This is a genomic window from Streptomyces sp. KL109B, from assembly GCF_030766935.1.
Taxonomy (GTDB): domain Bacteria; phylum Actinomycetota; class Actinomycetes; order Streptomycetales; family Streptomycetaceae; genus Streptomyces.
Genome location: NZ_JASERL010000017.1, coordinates 94,304 through 114,899 on the forward strand (window position 1 = coordinate 94,304; position 20,596 = coordinate 114,899).

At 72.7% G+C, this 20,596-nt stretch carries 19 protein-coding genes; 11 read left to right on the forward strand and 8 right to left on the reverse strand.

The window, feature by feature from the left end:
* Window positions 1–159: 159 nt before the first annotated feature.
* A complete protein-coding gene (locus RBJ65_RS38930) occupies window positions 160–747 on the reverse strand; it encodes an RNA polymerase sigma factor (protein ID WP_306332202.1) in 588 nt (195 codons plus the stop codon).
* A 122-nt stretch (window positions 748–869) separates the two neighbouring features.
* Between RBJ65_RS38930 and RBJ65_RS38935 the strand changes: the two genes are divergently transcribed.
* Window positions 870–1,934, forward strand: coding sequence for a MerR family transcriptional regulator (locus RBJ65_RS38935; protein ID WP_306323140.1), 1,065 nt, complete (start codon window positions 870–872; stop codon window positions 1,932–1,934).
* On the opposite strand, the gene RBJ65_RS38940 is transcribed toward RBJ65_RS38935, so the two are convergent.
* The 3 genes from RBJ65_RS38940 to RBJ65_RS38950 all read right to left on the reverse strand — a co-directional run bounded on the left by RBJ65_RS38940 (window position 1,909) and on the right by RBJ65_RS38950 (window position 7,048).
* The gene (locus RBJ65_RS38940; RefSeq protein WP_306323139.1) at window positions 1,909–3,270 is read right to left on the reverse strand and encodes a deoxyribodipyrimidine photo-lyase; all 1,362 of its coding nucleotides are present in this window, start codon (window positions 3,268–3,270) and stop codon (window positions 1,909–1,911) included. The genes RBJ65_RS38935 and RBJ65_RS38940 overlap by 26 nt on opposite strands.
* Window positions 3,271–3,375: 105 nt before the next feature.
* Window positions 3,376–4,917, reverse strand: coding sequence for an SDR family oxidoreductase (locus RBJ65_RS38945; protein WP_306323138.1), 1,542 nt, complete (start codon window positions 4,915–4,917; stop codon window positions 3,376–3,378).
* 151 nt (window positions 4,918–5,068) lie between these two features.
* Window positions 5,069–7,048, reverse strand: coding sequence for a hypothetical protein (locus RBJ65_RS38950; protein WP_306332203.1), 1,980 nt, complete (start codon window positions 7,046–7,048; stop codon window positions 5,069–5,071).
* Window positions 7,049–7,217: 169 nt separating this feature from the next.
* Here RBJ65_RS38950 and RBJ65_RS38955 point away from each other — a divergent pair, with 169 nt between their 5' ends.
* The 5 genes from RBJ65_RS38955 to RBJ65_RS38975 all read left to right on the forward strand — a co-directional run bounded on the left by RBJ65_RS38955 (window position 7,218) and on the right by RBJ65_RS38975 (window position 12,168).
* Window positions 7,218–7,667, forward strand: a complete 450-nt coding sequence (locus tag RBJ65_RS38955; RefSeq protein ID WP_306322050.1) for an ATP-binding protein — start codon at window positions 7,218–7,220, stop codon at window positions 7,665–7,667.
* 147 nt (window positions 7,668–7,814) lie between these two features.
* Window positions 7,815–9,212: an FAD-binding oxidoreductase gene (locus RBJ65_RS38960; RefSeq protein ID WP_306322049.1), complete on the forward strand. Its 1,398-nt coding sequence runs from the start codon at window positions 7,815–7,817 to the stop codon at window positions 9,210–9,212.
* Window positions 9,213–9,369: 157 nt separating this feature from the next.
* Window positions 9,370–10,647 carry a hypothetical protein gene (locus RBJ65_RS38965; RefSeq protein WP_306322041.1) on the forward strand — a complete coding sequence of 426 codons (1,278 nt, stop codon included), beginning with the start codon at window positions 9,370–9,372 and terminating at the stop codon, window positions 10,645–10,647.
* A gap of 72 nt (window positions 10,648–10,719) precedes the next feature.
* Window positions 10,720–11,595, forward strand: coding sequence for a universal stress protein (locus tag RBJ65_RS38970; RefSeq protein ID WP_306322040.1), 876 nt, complete (start codon window positions 10,720–10,722; stop codon window positions 11,593–11,595).
* A gap of 72 nt (window positions 11,596–11,667) precedes the next feature.
* Complete coding sequence (locus tag RBJ65_RS38975; RefSeq protein WP_306322039.1) at window positions 11,668–12,168, forward strand: FBP domain-containing protein; 501 nt, start codon at window positions 11,668–11,670, stop codon at window positions 12,166–12,168.
* A gap of 44 nt (window positions 12,169–12,212) precedes the next feature.
* On the opposite strand, the gene RBJ65_RS38980 is transcribed toward RBJ65_RS38975, so the two are convergent.
* Together RBJ65_RS38980 and RBJ65_RS38985 are read right to left on the reverse strand one after the other, a co-directional pair.
* Window positions 12,213–13,037 (reverse strand): family 1 encapsulin nanocompartment shell protein, encoded by an 825-nt coding sequence (locus tag RBJ65_RS38980; RefSeq protein WP_306322038.1) that lies wholly within the window; start codon window positions 13,035–13,037, stop codon window positions 12,213–12,215.
* Between the two features lie 14 nt (window positions 13,038–13,051).
* Complete coding sequence (locus RBJ65_RS38985) at window positions 13,052–14,077, reverse strand: Dyp-type peroxidase (RefSeq protein WP_306322037.1); 1,026 nt, start codon at window positions 14,075–14,077, stop codon at window positions 13,052–13,054.
* A gap of 378 nt (window positions 14,078–14,455) precedes the next feature.
* On the opposite strand from RBJ65_RS38985, the gene RBJ65_RS38990 reads away from it, so the two are divergent.
* From RBJ65_RS38990 to trpS, 3 genes are all read left to right on the forward strand, one after another.
* Window positions 14,456–15,496, forward strand: a complete 1,041-nt coding sequence (locus RBJ65_RS38990) for an NAD(P)-dependent alcohol dehydrogenase (protein WP_306322036.1) — start codon at window positions 14,456–14,458, stop codon at window positions 15,494–15,496.
* Between the two features lie 112 nt (window positions 15,497–15,608).
* Window positions 15,609–16,832, forward strand: coding sequence for a cytochrome P450 (locus RBJ65_RS38995; RefSeq protein ID WP_306322035.1), 1,224 nt, complete (start codon window positions 15,609–15,611; stop codon window positions 16,830–16,832).
* Between the two features lie 209 nt (window positions 16,833–17,041).
* Window positions 17,042–18,136 carry a tryptophan--tRNA ligase gene (gene trpS / locus RBJ65_RS39000; RefSeq protein ID WP_306322034.1) on the forward strand — a complete coding sequence of 365 codons (1,095 nt, stop codon included), beginning with the start codon at window positions 17,042–17,044 and terminating at the stop codon, window positions 18,134–18,136.
* Between the two features lie 213 nt (window positions 18,137–18,349).
* Here trpS and RBJ65_RS39005 read toward each other — a convergent pair whose 3' ends face one another.
* Together RBJ65_RS39005 and RBJ65_RS39010 are read right to left on the reverse strand one after the other, a co-directional pair.
* Window positions 18,350–18,634, reverse strand: a complete 285-nt coding sequence (locus RBJ65_RS39005) for a zinc-ribbon domain-containing protein (protein ID WP_306322033.1) — start codon at window positions 18,632–18,634, stop codon at window positions 18,350–18,352.
* A gap of 76 nt (window positions 18,635–18,710) precedes the next feature.
* Window positions 18,711–19,352 carry a MerR family transcriptional regulator gene (locus RBJ65_RS39010; RefSeq protein ID WP_306322032.1) on the reverse strand — a complete coding sequence of 214 codons (642 nt, stop codon included), beginning with the start codon at window positions 19,350–19,352 and terminating at the stop codon, window positions 18,711–18,713.
* A gap of 100 nt (window positions 19,353–19,452) precedes the next feature.
* Here RBJ65_RS39010 and RBJ65_RS39015 point away from each other — a divergent pair, with 100 nt between their 5' ends.
* Together RBJ65_RS39015 and RBJ65_RS39020 are read left to right on the forward strand one after the other, a co-directional pair.
* Complete coding sequence (locus RBJ65_RS39015; RefSeq protein ID WP_306322031.1) at window positions 19,453–19,932, forward strand: DUF4188 domain-containing protein; 480 nt, start codon at window positions 19,453–19,455, stop codon at window positions 19,930–19,932.
* A gap of 112 nt (window positions 19,933–20,044) precedes the next feature.
* Window positions 20,045–20,536, forward strand: a complete 492-nt coding sequence (locus tag RBJ65_RS39020) for a peptidylprolyl isomerase (protein ID WP_306322030.1) — start codon at window positions 20,045–20,047, stop codon at window positions 20,534–20,536.
* Window positions 20,537–20,596: the final 60 nt, after the last annotated feature.

A 20,596-nucleotide genomic window follows, 5' to 3' on the forward strand; every position in this document is an offset into this window, starting at 1 on the left:
GGGCCCGCGGCACCCGGGTTTCAGCGGCGCCGACTCCGCTGAGGGGACAGGCAGCGGGGTCTGGGCCGCCTGTGACGGTGCCGTCCCGGAGGGGGCGGACGGCACACTGGGGGATTCGGCCCGGGGTGGCCGCGCGGATGCGGCCGGGGCCGACGAATCTCAGTCCGGGTCGGCCGCGGCGCCCAGTCGTCCGCCGAGGCGCCGCATGCCGCGCCGGGCGTGGCTCTTGACCGTGCCCAGGGGCCAGCCGGTGCGCTCGGCGATCTGTGGCTGCGTCAGATCCTCGTAGAACGTCAGGCGCAGCACCGTGCGCTGCGTGCTCGGCAGGCGGGCCAACTCCTGGGACAGCGTGACCCGTTCGACGACCTGGCCCATGCCGTCACCACGCGCGACCATGCCGTCGTGCCGGGCGACCGCGGCCTCGAACAGGGCCGCGCGACGGCCGCGGGCGGCCAGGGCGTCGGCGACCCGGTGCCGGGCGATGCCCGTCAACCAGGCGGCCGGCGGGCCCAGTTGCCGCCGGTAGCCGGATCTGCCGCGCCACGCGGCGAGGAACACCTGTTGCATCACGTCCTCCGCCTCGAAGCGGTCGCCGAGTGCCCGCTGGGCCAGGCCCCGTACGAGGGGGGACCACCTGCGGTACACCTCGGCGACGCAGGCCACGTCACCGGCTACCAGACCGTCCGCAAGGACGGCGTCCGACACCTCACGCGGATCGACATCCCGCGACAGCAAGCCTCTGACCATCAATGCCCCGTCAACTCCCTTGAACGATCGCGAAATCGCCTTCTCGCGCCACGGACCGGTCATCCTGGGGCGGTCCCTGTCGGCCGACAACTCGCATCGGTTGTGCGTCGTATCGTGAGCCGATGGACGAGGAGCCGGACGCGCCGAACACGGCAGACGCGCAGGACGACGCACGAGACCGAGACGTACGAGACCGAGACGCACGGGACGCCGGCGGGCGGGACGCGCGGAGCGCGGCGCCGCCGGAGGTCGGGGTCACCACCGGTGCCCTCGCGCGGCGGCTCGGGGTCTCCCCGACGACCCTGCGCAGTTGGGACCGCCGCTACGGCCTCGGCCCCGCCCAGCGGTCGACGGGCCACCACCGGCGCTGGACCGCGCAGGACGTCGCGGTCGTCGAGGAGATGTGCCGGCTGACCACGACGGGGCTGCCGCCCGCGGAGGCCGCCCGGATCGCGGGCAAGCGGCTGGAGACGGAGTCCGCCGGGCTGCCGCGCCCACGGCCCGCGCCCGAGCCCGTATCGGCGGCCACGCTGGAGCGCCGGTGCCGGGGCATCTCCCGCGCCGCGACCCGCATGGACGCCCCGACCGTGCAGAACCTGCTGACCGAAGCCGTGGACCGGTACGGCCTCGTCAGCGCCTGGCAGGACGTGATGGCGCCGGTGCTGCACGCGGTGGGCCGCAAGTGGGAGGAGGCGGGCGACCGGTACGTGGAGGTCGAGCACCTGCTGTCCTGGCACGTCTCCCGCACCCTGCACCGCGCCGCCGCGCCCACCGAGCCGACGACGGCCGTGCCACCGCTGGTCCTCGCCTGCGTCCCCGCCGAACAGCACGTCCTGGCGCTGGAGGCGCTGAGCGTCGGGCTCGGTCAACTGGGCGTACCGCAAAGGATGTTCGGGGCGGCCGTGCCCGTCGAGGCGGTGTCGGCCGCCGTACGAAGGATCGGGCCGCGCGTCGTCGTGCTGTGGGCGCAGGCCCGCTCCACGGCGAGCCTGCCGCTGGCCAGGCACCTCGCCGAGACCCGGTGGGGTGTGCGCGGCGCACGCGGCAAACCCGCCGTGATGCTGGCCGGGCCCGGCTGGGCGGGCCGTGGCGTGCGCGGCGCGCTGCACCCGGCGACGCTGCCCCAGGCGCTCGACCAGATCGGGCGCCACTACCCGGAGGTCAGTCCAGGTCCCGGGCCCGCCTGAACCGGGCGAGCGCGTCCGGCAGTTCGACGATCGGGTCGGGATAGTCGTCGAGGGCGGCCCGGTCAAGGCCTGCCGCCTTCCACGGCGTGTGCACCGCGGGCCCCTCGACACCGGCCAACTCCGGTACCCAGCGCCGCACATACGCGCCGTCCGGGTCGTACCGCTTCGCCTGCGTCACCGGATTGAGCACCCGGTTCGGCCGGCTGTCCGTGCCGGTGCCCGCCACCCACTGCCAGTTCAACTGGTTGTTCGCGACGTCCCCGTCCACCAGCAGCCCCAGGAAGTGCCGCGCGCCCACCCGCCAGTCCACGTACAGCGTCTTGGCGAGGAACGACGCGGTGAGCAGCCGCCCCCGGTTGTGCATCCAGCCCTCGTGGCGCAGCTGCCGCATCGCCGCGTCGACCACCGGATATCCCGTACGCCCCTCCTGCCACGCCTCGACCTCCTCGGGCGCCGTGCGCCAACGGTCGCCCTTGGAGCGGTAGTCGGCGTGCGCGGCGTCCGGCCGCGCGGCCAGCACCTGGTGGTGGAAGTCCCGCCACGCGAGCTGCCGCACGAAGGCATCGGCGCCGGGCCCACCGACCGCGTCGGCCCGCCGCACCGCCTCGACCGGGCCCAGCGTGCCGAAGTGCAGATGCGGCGACAGCCGCGACGTGGCGTCGCCCGCGAGGTCGTCGTGCCGGTCCTCGTACGCGGCGATCCCCGAGCGCAGCCAGCCGGTCAGGAGCGCGCGGGCCGCCCGTTCACCGCCCTCGGCGAGCCCCGGCGACACCCCCGTCACATCCGCCCGCGCGGGCAGCACCTCGGAGCCGACGCCGTCGGGGACCCGGACCGCGCGCGGCGCCCGTACGACCGACCGCGGTCCGTGCTCGGACCAGCGCCGGTGATAGGGCGTGAACACCGCGAAGTGGTCCCGGGCGTCGGGCGTGACGGCGCCGGGCGGGACGCAGGTGACGACGCCGTCGTGGGCCACCAGCTCGCAGCCGAGGCGGCGCAGCGTGTCCCTGAGCCGGTCCTCCCTGCGGTGCGCGTACGCGGAGACGCCGCCCGCCACGTGCACGGCGCACGCGTCCGTCTCGGTCACCACCTTCGCCACCTCGTCGACCACGTCGCCCGAGCGCACCACGAGCCGCCCGCCCCGCTCCCGCAGCGCCGCGTCCAGGTCCCGCAGACAGTCGGCGAGGAACGCCTCCCGGTTCGGCGCGAGGAACCCCGCCGTCCCCGTGTCCCGGACGAACAGCGGCACGACGGCGTCCGCCGAGCTCAACGCCGCCCGCAGCGGCGGGTGATCGTGCACTCGGAGGTCGGAGGTGAACAGGACGACGCGGACACGCACGGATGAACTCCTGGTCGATGTCAGGGGGAGGGGGAGGCGATGCGATGCGATGCGACGGTGGGCTGCGTCAGCCTTTGTTGGCCGCGTCAGCGCTTCTTGGCCGCGTCAGCCCTTCTCGGCCGAGGGCGCCCGCGGATGCACCGAGCGCCCGGACGGGCCTCGCTCCGCCGTCGCCGCGATGTTGCGCGCCATCCCGCCGAACACCACGGAGTGGAACGGCGCCACGCTCCACCAGTACGCCTGCCCCGCGAGGCCGTGCGGGTGGAACAGCGCCCGCTGCCGGTAGCGGGCCCGGCCGCCGTCCGCCGGCTCCACGGACAGTTCGAGCCAGGCCAGACCCGGCAGGCGCATCTCGGCGCGCAACCGCAGCAGCCGCCCCGGCTCGATCTCCTCCACCCGCCAGAAGTCCAGCGAGTCGCCGACCCGCAGCCGTGCCGCGTCCCGCCGCCCGCGCCGCAGCCCCACGCCGCCCACGAACCGGTCGAGCCAGCCGCGCACCGCCCACGCGAGCGGGAACGAGTACCAGCCGTGCTCCCCGCCGATGCCCTCGACCACGTCCCACAGCCGCTCGGGCGAGGCGTCGACGAACCGCTCCCGCTCGTCCGTGTACAGGCTGCCGCCCGCCCAGTCCGGGTCGGTGGGCAGCGGATCGCTGGGGGCGCCAGGCAGCGCGGCGGACGACCAGCGGGTGGCCACCCGCGCCTCCTGGACCCGGCGCAGCGCAAGCGCCACCGCCTCGTCGAACCCGACCGGGGAGCCCGGCGGATACGCCGCCCACCGCTCGATGTCCCGCTCCTGGCACACGACCTCGTGGCGCAGCGACTCGGTGAGCGGCCGGGCGATCGCGGCGGGGACCGGGGTCACCAGGCCCACCCAGTGGCTCGACAGGCCGGGGCTGAGCATCGGCACCCCGACCACGACCCGCCGGGGCAGCCGCGCCACCGCCGCGTACCGGAGCATCATGTCGCGGTAGGTGAGCACGTCGGGGCCGCCGATGTCGAAGGCGCGGGACACCTCGGGCGGCAGCGTCGCCGCGGCCACGAGGCAGCGCAGCACGTCGCGGACCGCGATCGGCTGGATCCGGGTGCGCACCCAGCTCGGCGTCACCATCACCGGCAGCCGCTCCGTCAGATAACGCAGCATCTCGAACGAAGCGGAGCCGGAACCGATGATCACGGCGGCGCGCAGCACCGTCGTCGGCACGCCCGAGTCCAGCAGGATGCGGCCGACCTCCGCCCGCGAGCGCAGATGCGGCGACAGCTCCCGCTCGGGCACCCCGGCGGGCGTGAGCCCGCCCAGATACACGATCCGCCGCACACCCGCCTTGCGGGCCTCCTCCGCGAAGAGCGTCGCCGCCTCGCGGTCGGTGCGCTCGAAGTCCCGGCCGGTGCCGAGCGCGTGCACCAGGTAGTACGCGACATCGATGCCGCGCAGCGCCGCGCCGACCGACTCCCGGTCCAGGACATCGCCGCGCGCGATCTCCACGCTGCCCGCCCAGGGATGGTCGCGGAGCTTGCCGGGGGAGCGGGCCAGGCACCGCACCCGGCGGCCCGCCGCGAGCAGCTCCGGGACGAGCCGGCCGCCGATGTAGCCGGTCGCCCCGGTGACCAGGCAACGCCGCCCGGAGCGGTCCGCGTGCACGTTCATGGGTCTCCCTCGTTCGCCCCCTTCCACCACCGTCCACCCCATGAACGACTTCCGCATCGACGGGGCTGGTGGATGCACCCGTTCCGGATGGCCTGCGGCGCCACGGCCTGCGGCGCCACGGTCCGCGGCGCCACGGTGAGCGACGCAATGGTCAACGGTGCTCGGGTGCCACCTCCGTCAGCCGTTCCCCGGTGTCGAGGCGGGCCGTCACGCGGACCGTGCCGTGCTCGGGCGCGCGCACGGCCAGGGTGCGGCCCTTGTGGGACTCGCGCACCGCGCCGCTCGCCTCGATCCGGGTGACCGCCCGGCTCCCCGCCGCCAGCAGATACCAGTGGCCGTCCGGCGACTTCCACCGGGTGTCGGCCACCACGTGCTGACCGAACCGGCTGCACGCCGCCGTGTGCCGGGCCTCGCCGACGAGCCGGGCCGGTGCCGCGGCGGCGGAGCCGGGCGTGCGCAGCAGCAGCGCGACATCGCCGGGACCCCGCCACGTGGCGGCCCGCACACAGGACCACACGCCCTGACCCCCGTCCTTCGGCAACGGCTGCTCGGCGAAGTCCCAGGCGTTCACGGCCCGGACGCCGCCGCCCCGCCACGCCGTGAGCCGGCAGGCGGTGTGCGCCCACGCGACGAGCGCAGGCCCGCCGGTGGCCTCGCGCGGCTGCCGGGGCGGCGGCGTGCCGTGGCCCGGCGGCGGCGTGTACGTGAGGTGCACCGGGGAGAGCCCGCCGAGGTCGGCGAGGAGGAACGAGTGGTTCTCCACGATCCGTGGCGAGGACCGCAGTTGGAGCACAGGACGCCGCGCGCAGCCGTCCGTGGGCGCGACGGGAACGTCGTCGGTCACCCCGTCGTCCGACACCCCAAGCGGCCGCCCCGGAGTGTCCGGCCGCAGCAGGTCCCGCGTCGTGGCCTCGGTGACCCACGGCGCCGTCAGATAGCGGGCGGAGCCGTGCGACCGGGCGAGGACGACGGCCGCCGCCGTGGTCACGTCGGCGTCGTCGACCCGGGCCAGGGCGAGGGCGGCGGCGCCGTCCCCGGCGGGCTCGGTGTAGCGGGCCAGGCGTTCGCCGTCGGTCAGGAGGACCACGGCGCGGCCGTCGACGTCGCCCGCGAACAGCAGTTGCGGGGCGCGCGGCGGCGCGTCGGCCGGGGTGTCCTGGGTCCGCTGGACGCGTACGGAATCGGAGGGCTCGGCCCACGCGGCGAGCGCCCGGTCCAGCAGGGCCCTGTCGTCGTCGCGGTCGCCGCGCGCGGGCCAGGCAGTGAAGTCGACCCGCGAGGTGTCCGCCCAGGTGTCACGCCCGGCACGGGCGAGGTCGCCGTAACGGGAGGCCGCTGTGGCCGGGGCGCCGCCCGTCGCCTCCTGCGGAGGGGCGGAACCGGGGGCGAGCAGCGTCAGCGCCGCGACGACGGCCGCGGCTCCCACGGCGAGGGCCGCCGCCCGGGTCCGCCGCGCCCGCCGCAGCAGATCGGTGGGGCGGGTCTGCACCGAGCAGGCGTCGAACTCCTGGGAGCGCAGCAACGCCTCGGCGGCGGGCCCCGCCACGGCGTCCAGGGCGGCGGACTCCCGCACCGCGTCCCGCGGCTCCGCCACACCGGCCGCGGCGAGCAGCGCCGCCGCCCGCCCGTCGTCCGCCCCGTCGACGTGTCGGAGCACGAACGCGGCGCGCGCCGGGGCCGACGCGCCCGCGAGGGCCCGGACGAGCGCGAGCTCCTCGGCGCCACCGGAGCGCGGAAACAGCCGCAGCCCCCAGACGACCGGGAGCCGGGGCGTCAGGGCGCGCGGCGGCGGCAGCGCGCCGGGCCAGCCCGGCGGCCGGTGCCCGGCGGACAGGGCGGCCCCGAGCACCCGCACCCGCAGCGCGTCTCCCGCGTCTCCCGGGTCTCCCGCGGCGTCGGCGGCGTCCTCCGGGGCCCGGGGCGCGGGCACCGCGGCGGGCCGCCGTCCCGGCAGGGCGCGCTGCACGGCGGTGTGCGCGAGCAGCACCCGGCGATGGCGGGTGAAGGCGTCGGGGAGGGTGAGATAGGCCAGGCGCACGAGGGCGGTGTACTCCTCGAGCAGCGCGCTCTCGGCCCGGTCGGAGGCTATCCGTGTCCGGGGGATACTGGTCGCGCGGTGGAGCTTGGGCATGATGGGCCTCTCCCCGAAGTTCGAAGTGACGCTGTGTCGTCCTTCAAACGACGCTCCCGGGAGAACGGTCACCTCGTCGGAAATTCGACAGGACTGCGCGGCCTCAAGCGGGGTATCAGCAGGCTGCGGGTCCCCATCACGGAGTTCCGCAGGCGTGAAAGAGACACGAATGACCGAGTACATGGACGGGGCAGTGATCCCCCCGGGCTTCGACGAGGAAGTCGGGCCACTGAGGCAGGCGACCCACTACGCCGGAGACGAGGGGTGCCTGGCCGACGCGCGCGGGTTCGCCGACGTGTTCCTCACCCGGCTGCGCCAGGAGTGGTGCGTCGAACTCGACCCGCGGACGGCCGGGGACGTCCTCCTCGTCGTCAGCGAACTGATCACCAACGCGGACCGGCACAGCACCGGACCGTACGTCCTGGAACTCGAGGGCTCGACGCGGCACATCGCCGTCACCGTCTACGACAGCAGCGCCGCCGTGCCGATCCGCTTCCCGTGGGACCCGGGGCGCGTGGGCGGGCACGGCATGGAGATCGTCGACGCGCTCGCCGCCGTGACCGTCGAGCGGGTGCCGGTCGGCAAGCGCGTACGCGCGGTGCTGACGCTCGCCTCCTGAACCCGAGCGCCTCCTGAACCCGAGCCTGTTGGGCGTCCCGCCCGAAGGCGGCGCGAGGCGCTGATCCATCATGGTGTGCCGACGTTCACCCACGGACGCGCCGGTGAGGCACACCTGTTCAGGAGGCACGACATCAACACCCCGGACATGACAGGCACGGTGCGCGAACTCGCCGCCGCGCTCCCGGACAGCACCCTCGTCACCGACCCGGACGTCCTCGCGTCCCTCGGCCACGACGACGCCGAGTGGGCCCCCATGGGCCGGCCGCTCGCCGCGCTGCGAGCCGGCTCCGCCGAGGAGGTCGAGGCCGCGGTGCGGGTCTGCGCCGCGCGCGGCATACCCGTCGTCACCCGCGGCGCGGGCACCGGCCTGTCGGGCGGGGCGAACGCCGTCGACGGCTGCCTCGTGCTCGACGTGTCGAGGATGAACCGGATCCTGGAGATCGACACGGAGAACCTGATCGCCGTCGTCGAGCCGGGCGTCGTCAACAACGACCTCAAGGCCGCCGTCGCCGAACACGGCCTCTGGTACCCGCCGGACCCGGCCAGCGCCCCCTGGTCCACGATCGGCGGCAACGTCTCCACGAACGCGGGCGGCCTGTGCTGCCTGAAGTACGGCGTCACCCGCGACTACGTCCTCGGCATGGAGGTCGTCATGGGCGGCCCGGCGGGGGAGTACGGCAGCCGGGTGCGGCTCGGCAGGCGCACCACGAAGGGCGTCGCGGGCTACGACCTGACCAGCCTGTTCGTGGGCTCCGAAGGCACCTTCGGCGTCATCACCGAGATCACGCTGAAGCTGCGGCCCGCTCCCGCCGCGCAGCCGCGCACCGTCGTCGGCAACTTCGACAGCCTCGTCGCGGCGGGCGCCGCCGTCGCCCTCCTCACCAGCCGCGGCCTCGCGCCCGCCGCCCTCGAACTCCTCGACCGCGCCTGCATGGAGGCCGTCGAGAACTGGAAGCACCTCGGCATCGAACCCGGCGCCGAGGCGATGCTCCTCGCCCGTGTCGACGCCCCGGGCGACGCGGGCGAGACCGAGGCGAGCGCGATCGCCGATGCCTTCCGGGAGGCGGGCGCGCTGTGGGCCGAGCAGTCCACCGACGCCGTGGAGGCGGAGGCCCTGTTCGACGTACGACGTCTCGCGTATCCCGCGCTCGAGCGGCTCGGCCCGGTGCTCACCGAGGACCTGTGCGTGCCCCGGTCTGCCGTGCCGGGGATGCTCGCCACCATCGAGAAGATCGGGCGCGCGCACGGCGTACGCATCGCGACCATCGCGCACGCGGGGGACGGCAATCTGCACCCGCTGCTGATCACCGAGCCCGGCGACGAGGCGCAGCGCGTCGCGGCGCAGGCGGCGTTCGAGGAACTCCTCCAGGCCGCGATCGCCGCGGGCGGCACCGTCACCGGCGAGCACGGCGTGGGCCTGCTCAAGCGCGGCGGCATGCGCGACGAACTGGGGCCCGCCGTCTGCGCGTTGCAGCGCGCCGTGAAGCAGACCCTGGATCCGCTCGACCTCTTCAATCCCGGCAAGGTCGTCGGCGAGGACTGAGGCTCCGACTCCTGGCAGCCCGCACCTGGGTGCCTCTTTGCGCGGCACGCCGCCCTAAATGAGGCAATTGTCCGTTTATCGGCCCTACGGTGCGGGGGTCGGTGTCCGTGTGGGGGGACGCACAACGCCCCTGCGCGGGGCGCGGATTGGGTTGCCCATGGAGTCCAGCGGAATCAGTCGTAGACGTATGGCGGGTCTCGGCCTCGGCGCCGGTCTCGGCGCCGCCGCCGGGGCCCTCGCCGGTTGCGGGACGAGCGGCCGGGAGAAGGGAAGTCCACCTCCGGCAGGCCCCGCCCGGCACCCCGAACGCCCCGCCAAGAAGGCACTGCCCCGCCTCATCGGCGACGGCTCCACCTCGTACACGGGCAGGCAGCCCAAGCAGCCCGCCGCGCCCGCCGCCCTCGAACCCGGCCAGACGCCACCCCAGTTCGTCGTCTTCTCCTGGGACGGCGCGGGCGAGGTCGGAGGCGGCCTGTTCCCCCGCTTCCTCGAACTGGCCCGGCAGCACGACGCCCGCATGACCTTCTTCCTGTCCGGGCTCTACCTCCTGCCCGAAGCGCAGAAGCGCCGCTACGTACCGCCGAACAACCCCGTAGGCGCCTCCGACATCGGCTACCTCACCGACCCGCACGTCAAGGAGACCCTGAAGTACGTCCATCAGGCCTGGCTCGACGGGCACGAGATCGGCACCCACTTCAACGGGCACTTCTGCGGCGGCGCGGGCTCCGTCGCCCACTGGAGCTCCAAGCAGTGGCGCGACGAGATCGAACAGGCCCGCACCTTCGTCAAGTCCTGGCGCACGCACACCGGTTGGCACGACCAGCCGGCGCTGCCCTTCGACTACGACAAGGAACTCGTCGGCGGCCGCACGCCCTGTCTGCTCGGCCAGGAGAACCTGCTGCCCGTCGCCCGCGAACTCGGCTGGCGCTACGACGCCTCCTCGCCCGGCGGACTGCAACGCTGGCCGGACAAGCGGCACGGCGTCTGGGACCTGCCGCTCCAGGGCGTCCCGTTCCCCGGGCACGGCTTCGACGTGCTGTCCATGGACTACAACATCCTCGCCAACCAGTCGAAGAACTCCACCCGCGCCCCGTCCCACAACTATCCGGCCTGGCGCACCCAGGCCACCGAGGCGTACCTCGCCGGTTTCCGGCGCGCGTACGAGACGAACCGCGCGCCCTTCTTCATCGGCAACCACTTCGAGGACTGGAACGGCGGCATCTACATGGACGCCGTCGAGGAGGCCCTGAAGCGGATCGCCGACAAGGCCGCAGGCGGCGACGTACGACTGGTGTCCTTCCGGCAGTTCGTCGACTGGCTCGACGCGCAGGACCCGGCCGTCCTCGCCAAGCTGCGCGAACTCCAGGTGGGGGAGCGGCCGGCGGGCGGCTGGAACAAGTATCTGCGAGTGTCGAAGAGCCCGTCGGCAGCCTGAGTAGAACCGGCACGCACCGGACAGACAGCCCACGAGAGCCAGACCGTACGGACAGGACGAGGAGGCGGTGTGATGACCCGGCCCATCACCGCGGGCGTGGACGGATCTCCGGAGAGCGCGGCGGCGGCCGCCTGGGCGGCGCGCGAGGCGGTGCGGCGCGCACTGCCGCTGCGCCTGGTGCACGTGGGCGAGCCCGCCTCCGACACCCTGGCGCTCGCCGCGGACGATTCGGCCCTCGCCCAGTGGGCGGGCGACCTGCTCGCCGACACCGAGCAGGAGATCGCCGAACGCCACCCCGGGCTCGCCGTCACCACCGACGTCCTCGACGAGGCCGCCCCGGCCGACTCCCTGCTGGCCGCCGCGGGCGACGCGGAGAGCCTCGTGCTCGGCTCGCGCGGGCACGGCGTCATCGTCGGGTTCCTGCTCGGCTCGGTCGGGCAGCAGGTCATCGCCAAGGCCACCCGGCCCGTCGTCCTCGTCCGCGCGGACGACGCGGCGTCGGCCGACGCCAGCGGGCGCGACGTCGTCGTCGGGCAGGAGGGCGAGCCCGAGGACAGCGCCGCCGCGATGGAGTTCGCCTTCACCACCGCACAGGCCCGCGGCGTCGCCGTGCGGGCCGTGCGCGCGTGGAGCCTGCCGCCGGTCTTCGCCTACAGCCCCGGCTCCCTCGAACTGCTCGACGACGCGGGCGGCATGGAACCGTACGAGAAGAAGGCCCTCGCCACCGCCCTCGCCCCCTGGCGCGAGCGCTTCCCCGACGTCGCCGTGCGCGAGCACGTCGAGATCGGCAGCGCGGGACAGGTGCTGCTCTCGGTCGCCTCCGACGCCCAGCTGCTCGTCGTCGGCCGCCGCGCGCGCCGCACCGCCATCGGCTCCCGCATCGGCTCGGTCGCGCACGCGGTGCTGCACCACGCGCCGTGCCCCGTGGCCGTGGTCCCGAACGTCTGACCTGGGTGTTCGCGCACCCGAGCGGCGATATTCAGATGCATGATCGACGGGCGGCTTTGTAGGGTCCAGGGTGTGGAACCACTCACTGACAAACAGATCCGCTCGTCCTTCGTGAACTGCACCAAGGGCGAGGCGTCCCGCCTGAAGCTGCCGCTGGACTTCGCCGAGACGCCCTGGCAGGACCTGGACTTCCTCGGCTGGGTGGACCCGGGCGCGCCGCTGCGCTCGTACATCGTGCGCCCCACGGACGACGGGCCGCTCGGCATCACCCTGCGCGTCCCGCAGAGCGGGCGCACCGGCGCCATGAAGTCGAGCCTGTGCCAGATCTGCCTCACCGGACACGCCTCGTCCGGCGTCTCCCTGCTCGCCGCGCCCCTCGCGGGGGCCCGCGGCCGCGAGGGCAACACGGTGGGCCTGTACGTCTGCGCCGACCTGGCCTGCTCGCTCTACCTGCGCGGCAAGAAGCAGCCGAAGCTGCGCGACGCCCGCTACGAGGAGTCGCTCACGCTGGACCAGCGGGTGGAGCGGGCGCTCGGGAACCTGGACGCGTTCATCGCGCGGATCACCGGCTGACCCGCGTCTACGTAGGCGTGACCACGTAGCCCGCGTCTACGTAGTCACGCCTTGAGCGCGACCACGGCCTCGTCCGTGTAGGGCAGGAACGTCAGGGTCTGGTGGAAGTACAGGTCGACGCCGTGCGCGTCGTGCCCGCTGTAGCCGATCGCCAGGTCCTGGCCGAGCCGCAGTTCGAAGTCGCCGCCGCGTGTCGACAGCACGAACGCCCCGTTCAGGGCAGGCGCCCAGATCGGCGTGCCGTCCAGGATCCGGCCCAGGTGGCCCGCGATCGGATAGCCGTGGTCGGAGGTCTCGCTCACCGCCGTGTACGCGTCGGCGCCCAGCAGCAGCGCGTACGGGCCGTCGACACCGGCGAGCCGCAGCGCCGTGAGCGCCTTGCTGATCGTGTCCGGGTAGTCGAGGGCCTCGGCCGGCAGGCTCAGGACCGGGTTCGAGGTGCGCTCGCGCAGCCCCTCGATGCCCGCCGCCGCGTACCCGTCGAAGATCGCCTGGTCCTCGGCGTACGCCATGGAGCGCGCCGCGTCCTTCACCGGCTGCCAGTCGGAGTCCTTGGAGCCGCGCTCCACATCGTCCACGGCCTGCCGGCTCACCGTGAACGGCACCCGCAGCTCGACCAGCGGCTTGACGCCACGAAGGCGGGCCGTCACGCCGGGCGCGGGCGGCGCGATGTCGTCGAGGTGGCCGGTGCCGACGGCGGACAGCTCGGAGCCGTCCGGACCCGTGACGTCGACGACGCGGCGGCCCGCGACATGGCGCTGGAAGGTGCGGGACGCCTCCTCCTCGATCTCGGCCCACGCGGCGGGCGTGATCGGGGCGAGCTCGCGGTGCAGGTTGTTGCTGGGGGTGGGGTTCGGGGCGGTGGTCATGGTCTTCAGGCTCCTTAGGCTCCTTTGAGGCTGCCGATGCCGAGGGATCCGTCGGCGGAGCCGGCGGTGTCAGTGGAGTCGGCGGTGTCAGCGGATTCGGCGGCGCCGGACGGCGGCTCGGGCAGGTCGTCGAGGAAGTCGGCGCTCGGCACGTGGAACAGGCAGCCGGTGACCGCCGTCGAGAAGTCGAGGATCCGGTCGTGGCTGCCGGGCGGGTCGCCGAGGAACATGTTGCGCAGCATCCGCTCGGTGACGTCCGGGGTGCGCGCGTAGCCGATGAAGTACGTGCCGAACTCGCCGTCGCCGACGCTGCCGAACGGCATGTTCTCGCGCAGGATCTGCCGCTCCGTGCCGTCCTCGTCGACGATCGTGTTGAGCGCGACGTGCGAGTCGGCGGGCTTCACGTCGTCGTCCAGCTCGATGTTCGCGGTCTTCGTGCGGCCGATGACCTTCTCCTGCTCGGTCGAGTCCAGCGCCTCCCAGGCCGCCATGTCGTGCACGTACTTCTGCACGATGACGTACGAGCCGCCGCTGAAGTCCGGGTCCTCGTCGCCCACGTACACGGACTCGGCCGCGGCCCGCCCGGTCGGGTTCTCGCTGCCGTCGACGAAGCCGAGCAGATCGCTGTCGTCGAAGTACTTGAAGCCGTGCACCTCGTCGACGACGGTGACGGCGGAGCCGAGCCTGCCGATGAGGACGCGGGCCAGCTCGAAGCAGAGGTCCATGCGCCGGGACCGCAGGTGGAAGAGCAGGTCGCCGGGTGTCGCGGGGGCCAGGTGGCGGGGGCCCGCGAGCGCCTGGAACGGGTGCAGCTCGCGCGGCCGTGGCCCGCTGAACAGGCGGTCCCAGGCGGTCGAGCCGATCCCGGCGATGCAGCCGAGCGCGGCGTCCCGGTCCCGGAACCCGACGGAGCGGCTCAGCCCCGACAGGTCTTCCAGGGTGTCGCGGACGGTGCTCTCGCCGCCGGGCGCGACGGTGACCACCAGGAACATGGCGGTCTTCGCGGGTGGGGAGAGGAGGACGGGCTGTGGTTCGGCCACGAGTGCTCCGTTGGTCCGAAGGTCCGATGGCAAAGGACGGTGCTTGCTGGCTTTTGTCACCATATGGGCTGAGACGGTGAGCGGCACTCGCGCCGGAAAAGGGCTGGTCTCGGCGGTCTAAATGGCCGATCTAAAGGGCAGATGAAGGGATGTGTCGGACCTCACGTTCCATGGGTCGTCGATCCGGCGTCGGGTGCCGTCCAGGTGCTGTTAAACTTTGAACCAGGCCCCGACCGTTCTCCCCCGTACGGTCGGGGTCCTTTTTTGTGCCGTTTTCCTGTCGTGTCGCATGTCCCGTCGAGACACATGTCCCAATGGGACGCGACCGCGTTATCGTGGAAGGGCGGGGGTCCGCGAGAGCGACAAAGGAGTCGAGTCATGAAGGCACTTCAGTACCGGACCGTCGGGGCAGCGCCCGAGGTCGTCACCGTCCCGGACCCCGAGCCCGGCCCCGGACAGGTCCTGCTGAAGGTCACCGCCGCCGGAGTGTGCCACTCCGACATCGCCGTGATGAGCTGGCCCGCCGAGGGCTTCCCCTACGAACTGCCGCTGACCCTCGGCCACGAGGGCGTCGGCACCGTCGCCGCGCTGGGCGCCGGAGTCACCGGCTTCGCCGAGGGCGACGCCGTCGCCGTGTACGGGCCGTGGGGCTGCGGTGCCTGCGCCAAGTGCGCCGAGGGCAAGGAGAACTACTGCCTGCGCGCCGACGAGCTCGGCATCCGCCCGCCCGGACTCGGCGCCCCCGGCTCCATGGCCGAGTACATGATCGTCGACGACGCGCGGCACCTCGTGCCGATCGACGGCCTCGACCCCGTCGCGACCGTGCCGCTCACCGACGCCGGCCTCACCCCGTACCACGCCATCAAGCGCTCGCTGCCCAAGCTGGTGCCCGGCTCCACCGCCGTCGTCATCGGCACCGGCGGCCTCGGCCACGTCGCCATCCAGCTCCTTCGCGCCATGACCGCCGCCCGCGTCGTCGCCCTCGACGTCACCGAGGACAAGCTCGCCCTCGCCCGCACCGTCGGCGCCCACGAGGCGATCCTGTCGAACGCGGAGGCCGCCGCGAAGGTCAAGGAGCTGACCGGCGGGCGCGGCGCCGAGGCCGTCTTCGACTTCGTCGGCGTCCAGCCCACCGTCGAGACCGCCGGGGCCGTCGCCGCTGTCGAGGGTGACGTCACGATCGTCGGCATCGGCGGCGGCACCCTCCCCGTCGGCTTCGGCGCCACCAACTTCGAGGTCAACGTCACCGCCCCGTACTGGGGCAGCCGCGGCGAGCTCGTCGAGGTCCTCGACCTCGCGCGGGCCGGCGCCGTCTCCGTGCACACCGAGACCTTCTCGCTCGACGATGCCCCCAAGGCGTACGAGCTGCTGCACGACGGCAAGATCAACGGGCGTGCGGTGATCCTGCCGAACGGCTGACACGGGGCCGGCACCGGGGCTCCCACCGGGTGGGGGTGTACGTACTGACGGGCGGTCAATAGGCTGAGGTTTACCGCCCGTTACACCCCCGCCGTACCGTCACAGGAGCCCCATGTCCGCCGCCCAGGCCCCCGACATCCTCTCGCCGGAATTCGCCGCCGACCCGTACCCCGCCTACCGCGCGATGCGCGAGTCCGACCCGCTCATCTGGCACGAGGCGACGCAGAGTTGGATCGTCTCGCGGTACGCGGACGTGGAGCGCGTCTTCAAGGACAAAGAGGCCACCTTCACCACCGACAACTACGACTGGCAGCTCGAACCCGTGCACGGCCGCACCATCCTGCAGATGAGCGGCCGCGAGCACGCCGTGCGCCGCGCGCTCGTCGCGCCCGCCTTCCGCGGCAGCGAACTTCAGGACAAGTTCCTGCCGGTCATCGAGCGCAACTCCCGTGAGCTGATAGACAAGTTCAGGGACGCGGGCGCGGCCGATCTCGTCGCCGACTACGCCACCCGGCTCCCCGTCAACGTCATCGCGGACATGCTCGGCCTCGACAAGGCCGACCACACCCGCTTCCACGGCTGGTACACCGCCGTCATCAACTTCCTGTCGAACCTGTCGGGCGACCCGGACGTCGCGGCGGCGGGGGAGCGCACGCGCGTCGAGTTCGCCGAGTACATGATCCCGGTCATCCAGGAGCGCCGCGAGAACCCCGGCGACGACCTGCTGTCCGCGCTCTGCGCCGCCGAGGTCGACGGGGTGCGGATGAGCGACGAGGACATCAAGGCGTTCTGCAGCCTGCTGCTCGCGGCCGGCGGCGAGACCACCGACAAGGCGATCGCCAGCATCTTCGCCAACCTCCTCGCGAACCCCGAGCAGTTGGCGGCCGTGCGCGCCGACCGGACGCTGATCCCGCGCGCCTTCGCCGAGACGCTGCGCGTCACCCCGCCCGTCCACATGATCATGCGCCAGTCCGCCGTCGACGTGGAGCTGACCGGCGGCACCGTCCCCGCGGGCGCCACCGTCACCTGCCTCATCGGCGCCGCCAACCGCGACGAGAACCGGTACAAGGACGCGGACCGCTTCGATCTGTTCCGCGAGGACCTGACCACCACGACCGCGTTCTCCGCCGCCGCCGACCACCTGGCCTTCGCCCTCGGCCGGCACTTCTGCGTCGGCGCGCTGCTCGCCAAGGCGGAGGTGGAGACCGGCGTCAACCAGCTCCTCGACGCGATGCCCGACCTGCGGCTCGCCGAGGGCTTCGAACCGGTCGAGCGGGGCGTCTTCACGCGCGGGCCCGTGGCGCTGCCGGTGCGTTTCACGCCGGTCGCGGGCTGACCGACACAGGCCGCGGCCGCCAGGCCCGACAGGTGTACGATTGCGTTATGCATCGTTCTACGTGTCTCAACTGGTGGCGCCTCACTTAGAGGCGGCCGCACAGTCAAGCACGTACAAGGGCCGTCCCCGGACGGCCCTTTTCCCATGCCCTCCCCGCCGGAGGCCACGCCGTCCCGAGGACGCCCGTGACCAGGGGAGAAGAGACCACCATGAGCAGCACCGACAGCAACGACGTCCTCGATACCACCGACGTCCTCGGCACCACCGCCGCGCGGGCCCGCAGCGCCGAGCTCGAACAACTCATCCGCAAGGACCCCGGACGGTTCCGCGTCCTCACCGGCGACCGGCCCACCGGACGCCTGCACCTCGGGCACTACTTCGGCACCCTCCACAACCGCGTACGCCTCCAGGACCTCGGCGTCGAGACCTTCGTCCTGATCGCCGACTACCAGGTCCTCACCGACCGCGACGTCGCCGAGAACCTGACCGCGCACGTCGAGGAACTGGTCCTCGACCACCTCGCCATCGGCATCGACCCCGAGCGGTCCACGATCTTCACGCACAGCGCGCTTCCCGCCCTGAACCAGCTGCTGCTGCCGTTCCTCAGCCTCGTGTCCGTCGCCGAGCTGCACCGCAACCCCACGGTCAAGGACGAGATCGCGCACTCCCGGCAGTCCGCGGTGAGCGGGCTGATGTTCACGTATCCCGTGCATCAGGCCGCCGACATCCTCTTCTGCAAGGCGAACCTCGTGCCCGTCGGCCAGGACCAGCTGCCGCACCTGGAGGTCACCCGCACCGTCGCCCGCCGCTTCAACGACCGCTACGGCAACGGCACTTCGGTCTTCCCGCAGCCCGAGGCCCTGCTGTCCACGGCGCCGCTGCTGCTCGGCACCGACGGCACGAAGATGAGCAAGTCCCGCGGCAACGCCATCGCCCTGTCCGCCACCGCGGACGAGACCGCCCGCCTGCTCCGCGGCGCCAAGACCGACGCCGATCGGCACATCACGTACGAGCCCGGGACCCGCCCCGAGGTCTCCTCGCTCGTCCTGCTCGCCGCCCTGTGCGAGGGCGTCGACCCGCACACCGTCGCGGCGGAGATCGGCGACGGCGGCGGCGCCGCCCTCAAGCGGCGCGTCACCGAGGCCGTGAACGAGTACCTCGCCCCGATCCGGGCCCGCCGCGCGCTCTACGCGCAGGACCGCGCCCTGGTCAGGGAGGTGCTGCGGGCCGGGAACGAGCGGGCCGGCGCGATCGCCGACGCGACGCTCGGGGAGGTGAGGGCGGCCATGAACGCCGACTACTGAAGCCACCCCTGACGCACGTCCCGAAAGCCGACGGCACGATTCTGCGGACGGCGTGCATGCCCCGCGCGATCCCGGGCAGCAGCAGTACAGACGCTCAAGCGGCCCACCCCCCCCCGGGCGCTCGAGCTTGAGGCCCTGTCGCCCCCTCTCCCCCCTGGGAGGCGGCAGGGCCGCCTTCTTTCGGGACCCGGCGTACGGGCCGCCCGGGCCCAATTACCCCTGGTAGTGCCGCTGTTGCTGCTGCGGAGCGCCGCCCTGCGGCCCCGCGGCCTGCGCCACCATCCCGTCCACCTGCTCCTTGGGCACCTGGTGCGCGGCGCCGCAGAACGTGCACTGCGCCTGGTACTTGGTGGAGATCGGGAAGAGCGGGATGAAGAACAGCGTGAACTTCGTGACGAACTTGCGCAGCGTGTGCGCCGCGGGATTGCCGCAACTGCCGCAGACGAATGTGAGGATCGCGAGCTGGTACGTGTACCCCCGCGTGCCGAAGATGATCATCAGGTCCCTCCCGTATGTGTGGCCGCCGCCGAGCGTTCGGCGCCCGGCGTCATCGTATGCGGCCGTCCCCTGAGCCCTACAAGCCGTAGCGGCGGGTGGCGTGCTCCTCCTGGGCGAGCCGGCGCAGCGCGGTCAGGAGGGGGTCGTAGAGCACCGTCGAGGCCACCGCCAGCTCGGCCTTCACGGAGTCGTCCTCGTAGGTGTCGAGCTGGTCCATGTCCAACTGGGCCACCTCCTCCATGAGGTGCGCGTACTGCGCGAGGACCTCCGGGCCGCGGGAGAAGCCGAGGCGGGTCAGCGTGACGATCGTGGTGATCAGCGTGCGGTAGGTGGGGGAGAGGGCGCCGACCTCGCGCGCGTGGTGCCAGCCCATGTCGCCGACGAAGCGGTCGAGAGCCTCGGTCACCTCCACCGTCAGCGGGTCGTCCGCCGGGGCCTCCGGAGGGTGCGGCAGCGCCCACAGCGCGGCGCCGAGACGGAAGCTCGTCCCCAGCGACTCGTCGTCGACGTGCGTGAGGACCTCCCGCACGGTGGCGACCGGGATCCGCCCGATCTGGATCATCGCCCTGATCAGCCCGAGCCGCCGCAGATGGCCCTCGCCGTAGTCGGCCTGCGTGGCGCTGATCCGCTCGCCCGGCGCCAGCAGGCCCTCGCGCAGGTAGTACTTGATCGTGCCGACCGGCACCCCGCCGCGCTCGCTCAACTCGGCCAGTCGCATCTCTTGTACCCCTCCTTGGGAAGTGTCACTATCCAATTATGGGTCAGGGGATCGGGGGACCCCTGACCCGCTGTCAATACCCAACGGAACTGGGGGAGTTGTGTTCGCGAAACCGCATCTCGGACGGACCACGGCAGCCGCCGAAGGCGACGTCGTCGTCTTCCTCATCGGCATGCGGATCAATCACTTCTGGGCCGTGCACCGCTGGCTCCCGGTGATGTACGCGATGCCCATGATGCTCAGGGAGCTGGGCCGGAACCGTTCCCTCGGCCTACTCAATCACGTCCTGCTCACCGCGAATCCGCGCACCTACTACGTCGTCCAGTACTGGGAGTCGAAGGAGAAGCTCCTGGAGTACGCGACCGCCACGGATCAGCCGCACCGCTCCTGGTGGGCCCGCGTCAACCGTTACCTGCGCCAGAGCAAGGGGCACGTGGGCCTGTGGCACGAGACCTACGTCGTGCCCGCGGGCTCGTACGAGACGATCTACGGAGACATGCCCGCCTTTGGACTCGGCAGGGCCTACGGGGTGCGGCCGCTCGGGGACGGTGTGCAGGCGCGGGACCGGCTCGCGGCCTGAACGCTCGCGCCCCGCAAGCGAACCGTCACACAGCGTGCGAATGGCGTACGAAAATGGCCGTCCCGTCGGGCCGAATCGGCATTCCGGGCCTCGTGATGAAAGGATTGCGCCCATGGCAATCAAGACCTACTTCGACATCACGATCAACGACGAGCCCGCCGGGCGGATCACGTTCAACCTCTTCGAGGACGTCGTCCCGAAGACCGCGGAGAACTTCCGCGCCCTGTGCACGGGCGAGAAGGGCTTCGGCTACGCCGGCTCGTCCTTCCACCGCGTCATCCCGCAGTTCATGCTGCAGGGCGGCGACTTCACCGCCGGCAACGGCACGGGCGGCAAGTCCATCTACGGCGAGAAGTTCGCCGACGAGAACTTCGAGCTCAAGCACACCAAGCCGGGCCAGCTCTCGATGGCCAACGCCGGCCCGCACACCAACGGCTCGCAGTTCTTCATCACGACCATCGTCACCGACTGGCTGGACGGCAAGCACGTCGTCTTCGGCGAGGTCGAGGACGGCATGGAGCTCGTGAAGAAGATCGAGTCCCTCGGCTCGCGCAGCGGTGCCACCTCCGCCAAGATCACGATCGCCGAGTCCGGCCAGCTCTGATCATTCCTCCGGAGCCGGGATCCCGCCACGGGGTCCCGGCTCCCGGCATGTCCGGGGGCA

Coding starts and splice junctions, on each gene's coding strand:
- RBJ65_RS38930 (WP_306332202.1), bottom strand. CDS start 747: ATGGTCAGAGGCTTGCTGTCGCGGGATGTCGATCCGCGTGAGGTGTCG.
- RBJ65_RS38935 (WP_306323140.1), top strand. CDS start 870: ATGGACGAGGAGCCGGACGCGCCGAACACGGCAGACGCGCAGGACGAC.
- RBJ65_RS38945 (WP_306323138.1), bottom strand. CDS start 4,917: ATGAACGTGCACGCGGACCGCTCCGGGCGGCGTTGCCTGGTCACCGGG.
- RBJ65_RS38950 (WP_306332203.1), bottom strand. CDS start 7,048: ATGCCCAAGCTCCACCGCGCGACCAGTATCCCCCGGACACGGATAGCC.
- RBJ65_RS38955 (WP_306322050.1), top strand. CDS start 7,218: ATGACCGAGTACATGGACGGGGCAGTGATCCCCCCGGGCTTCGACGAG.
- RBJ65_RS38960 (WP_306322049.1), top strand. CDS start 7,815: ATGACAGGCACGGTGCGCGAACTCGCCGCCGCGCTCCCGGACAGCACC.
- RBJ65_RS38965 (WP_306322041.1), top strand. CDS start 9,370: ATGGAGTCCAGCGGAATCAGTCGTAGACGTATGGCGGGTCTCGGCCTC.
- RBJ65_RS38970 (WP_306322040.1), top strand. CDS start 10,720: ATGACCCGGCCCATCACCGCGGGCGTGGACGGATCTCCGGAGAGCGCG.
- RBJ65_RS38980 (WP_306322038.1), bottom strand. CDS start 13,037: ATGACCACCGCCCCGAACCCCACCCCCAGCAACAACCTGCACCGCGAG.
- RBJ65_RS38990 (WP_306322036.1), top strand. CDS start 14,456: ATGAAGGCACTTCAGTACCGGACCGTCGGGGCAGCGCCCGAGGTCGTC.
- RBJ65_RS38995 (WP_306322035.1), top strand. CDS start 15,609: ATGTCCGCCGCCCAGGCCCCCGACATCCTCTCGCCGGAATTCGCCGCC.
- trpS (WP_306322034.1), top strand. CDS start 17,042: ATGAGCAGCACCGACAGCAACGACGTCCTCGATACCACCGACGTCCTC.
- RBJ65_RS39005 (WP_306322033.1), bottom strand. CDS start 18,634: ATGATCATCTTCGGCACGCGGGGGTACACGTACCAGCTCGCGATCCTC.
- RBJ65_RS39010 (WP_306322032.1), bottom strand. CDS start 19,352: ATGCGACTGGCCGAGTTGAGCGAGCGCGGCGGGGTGCCGGTCGGCACG.
- RBJ65_RS39020 (WP_306322030.1), top strand. CDS start 20,045: ATGGCAATCAAGACCTACTTCGACATCACGATCAACGACGAGCCCGCC.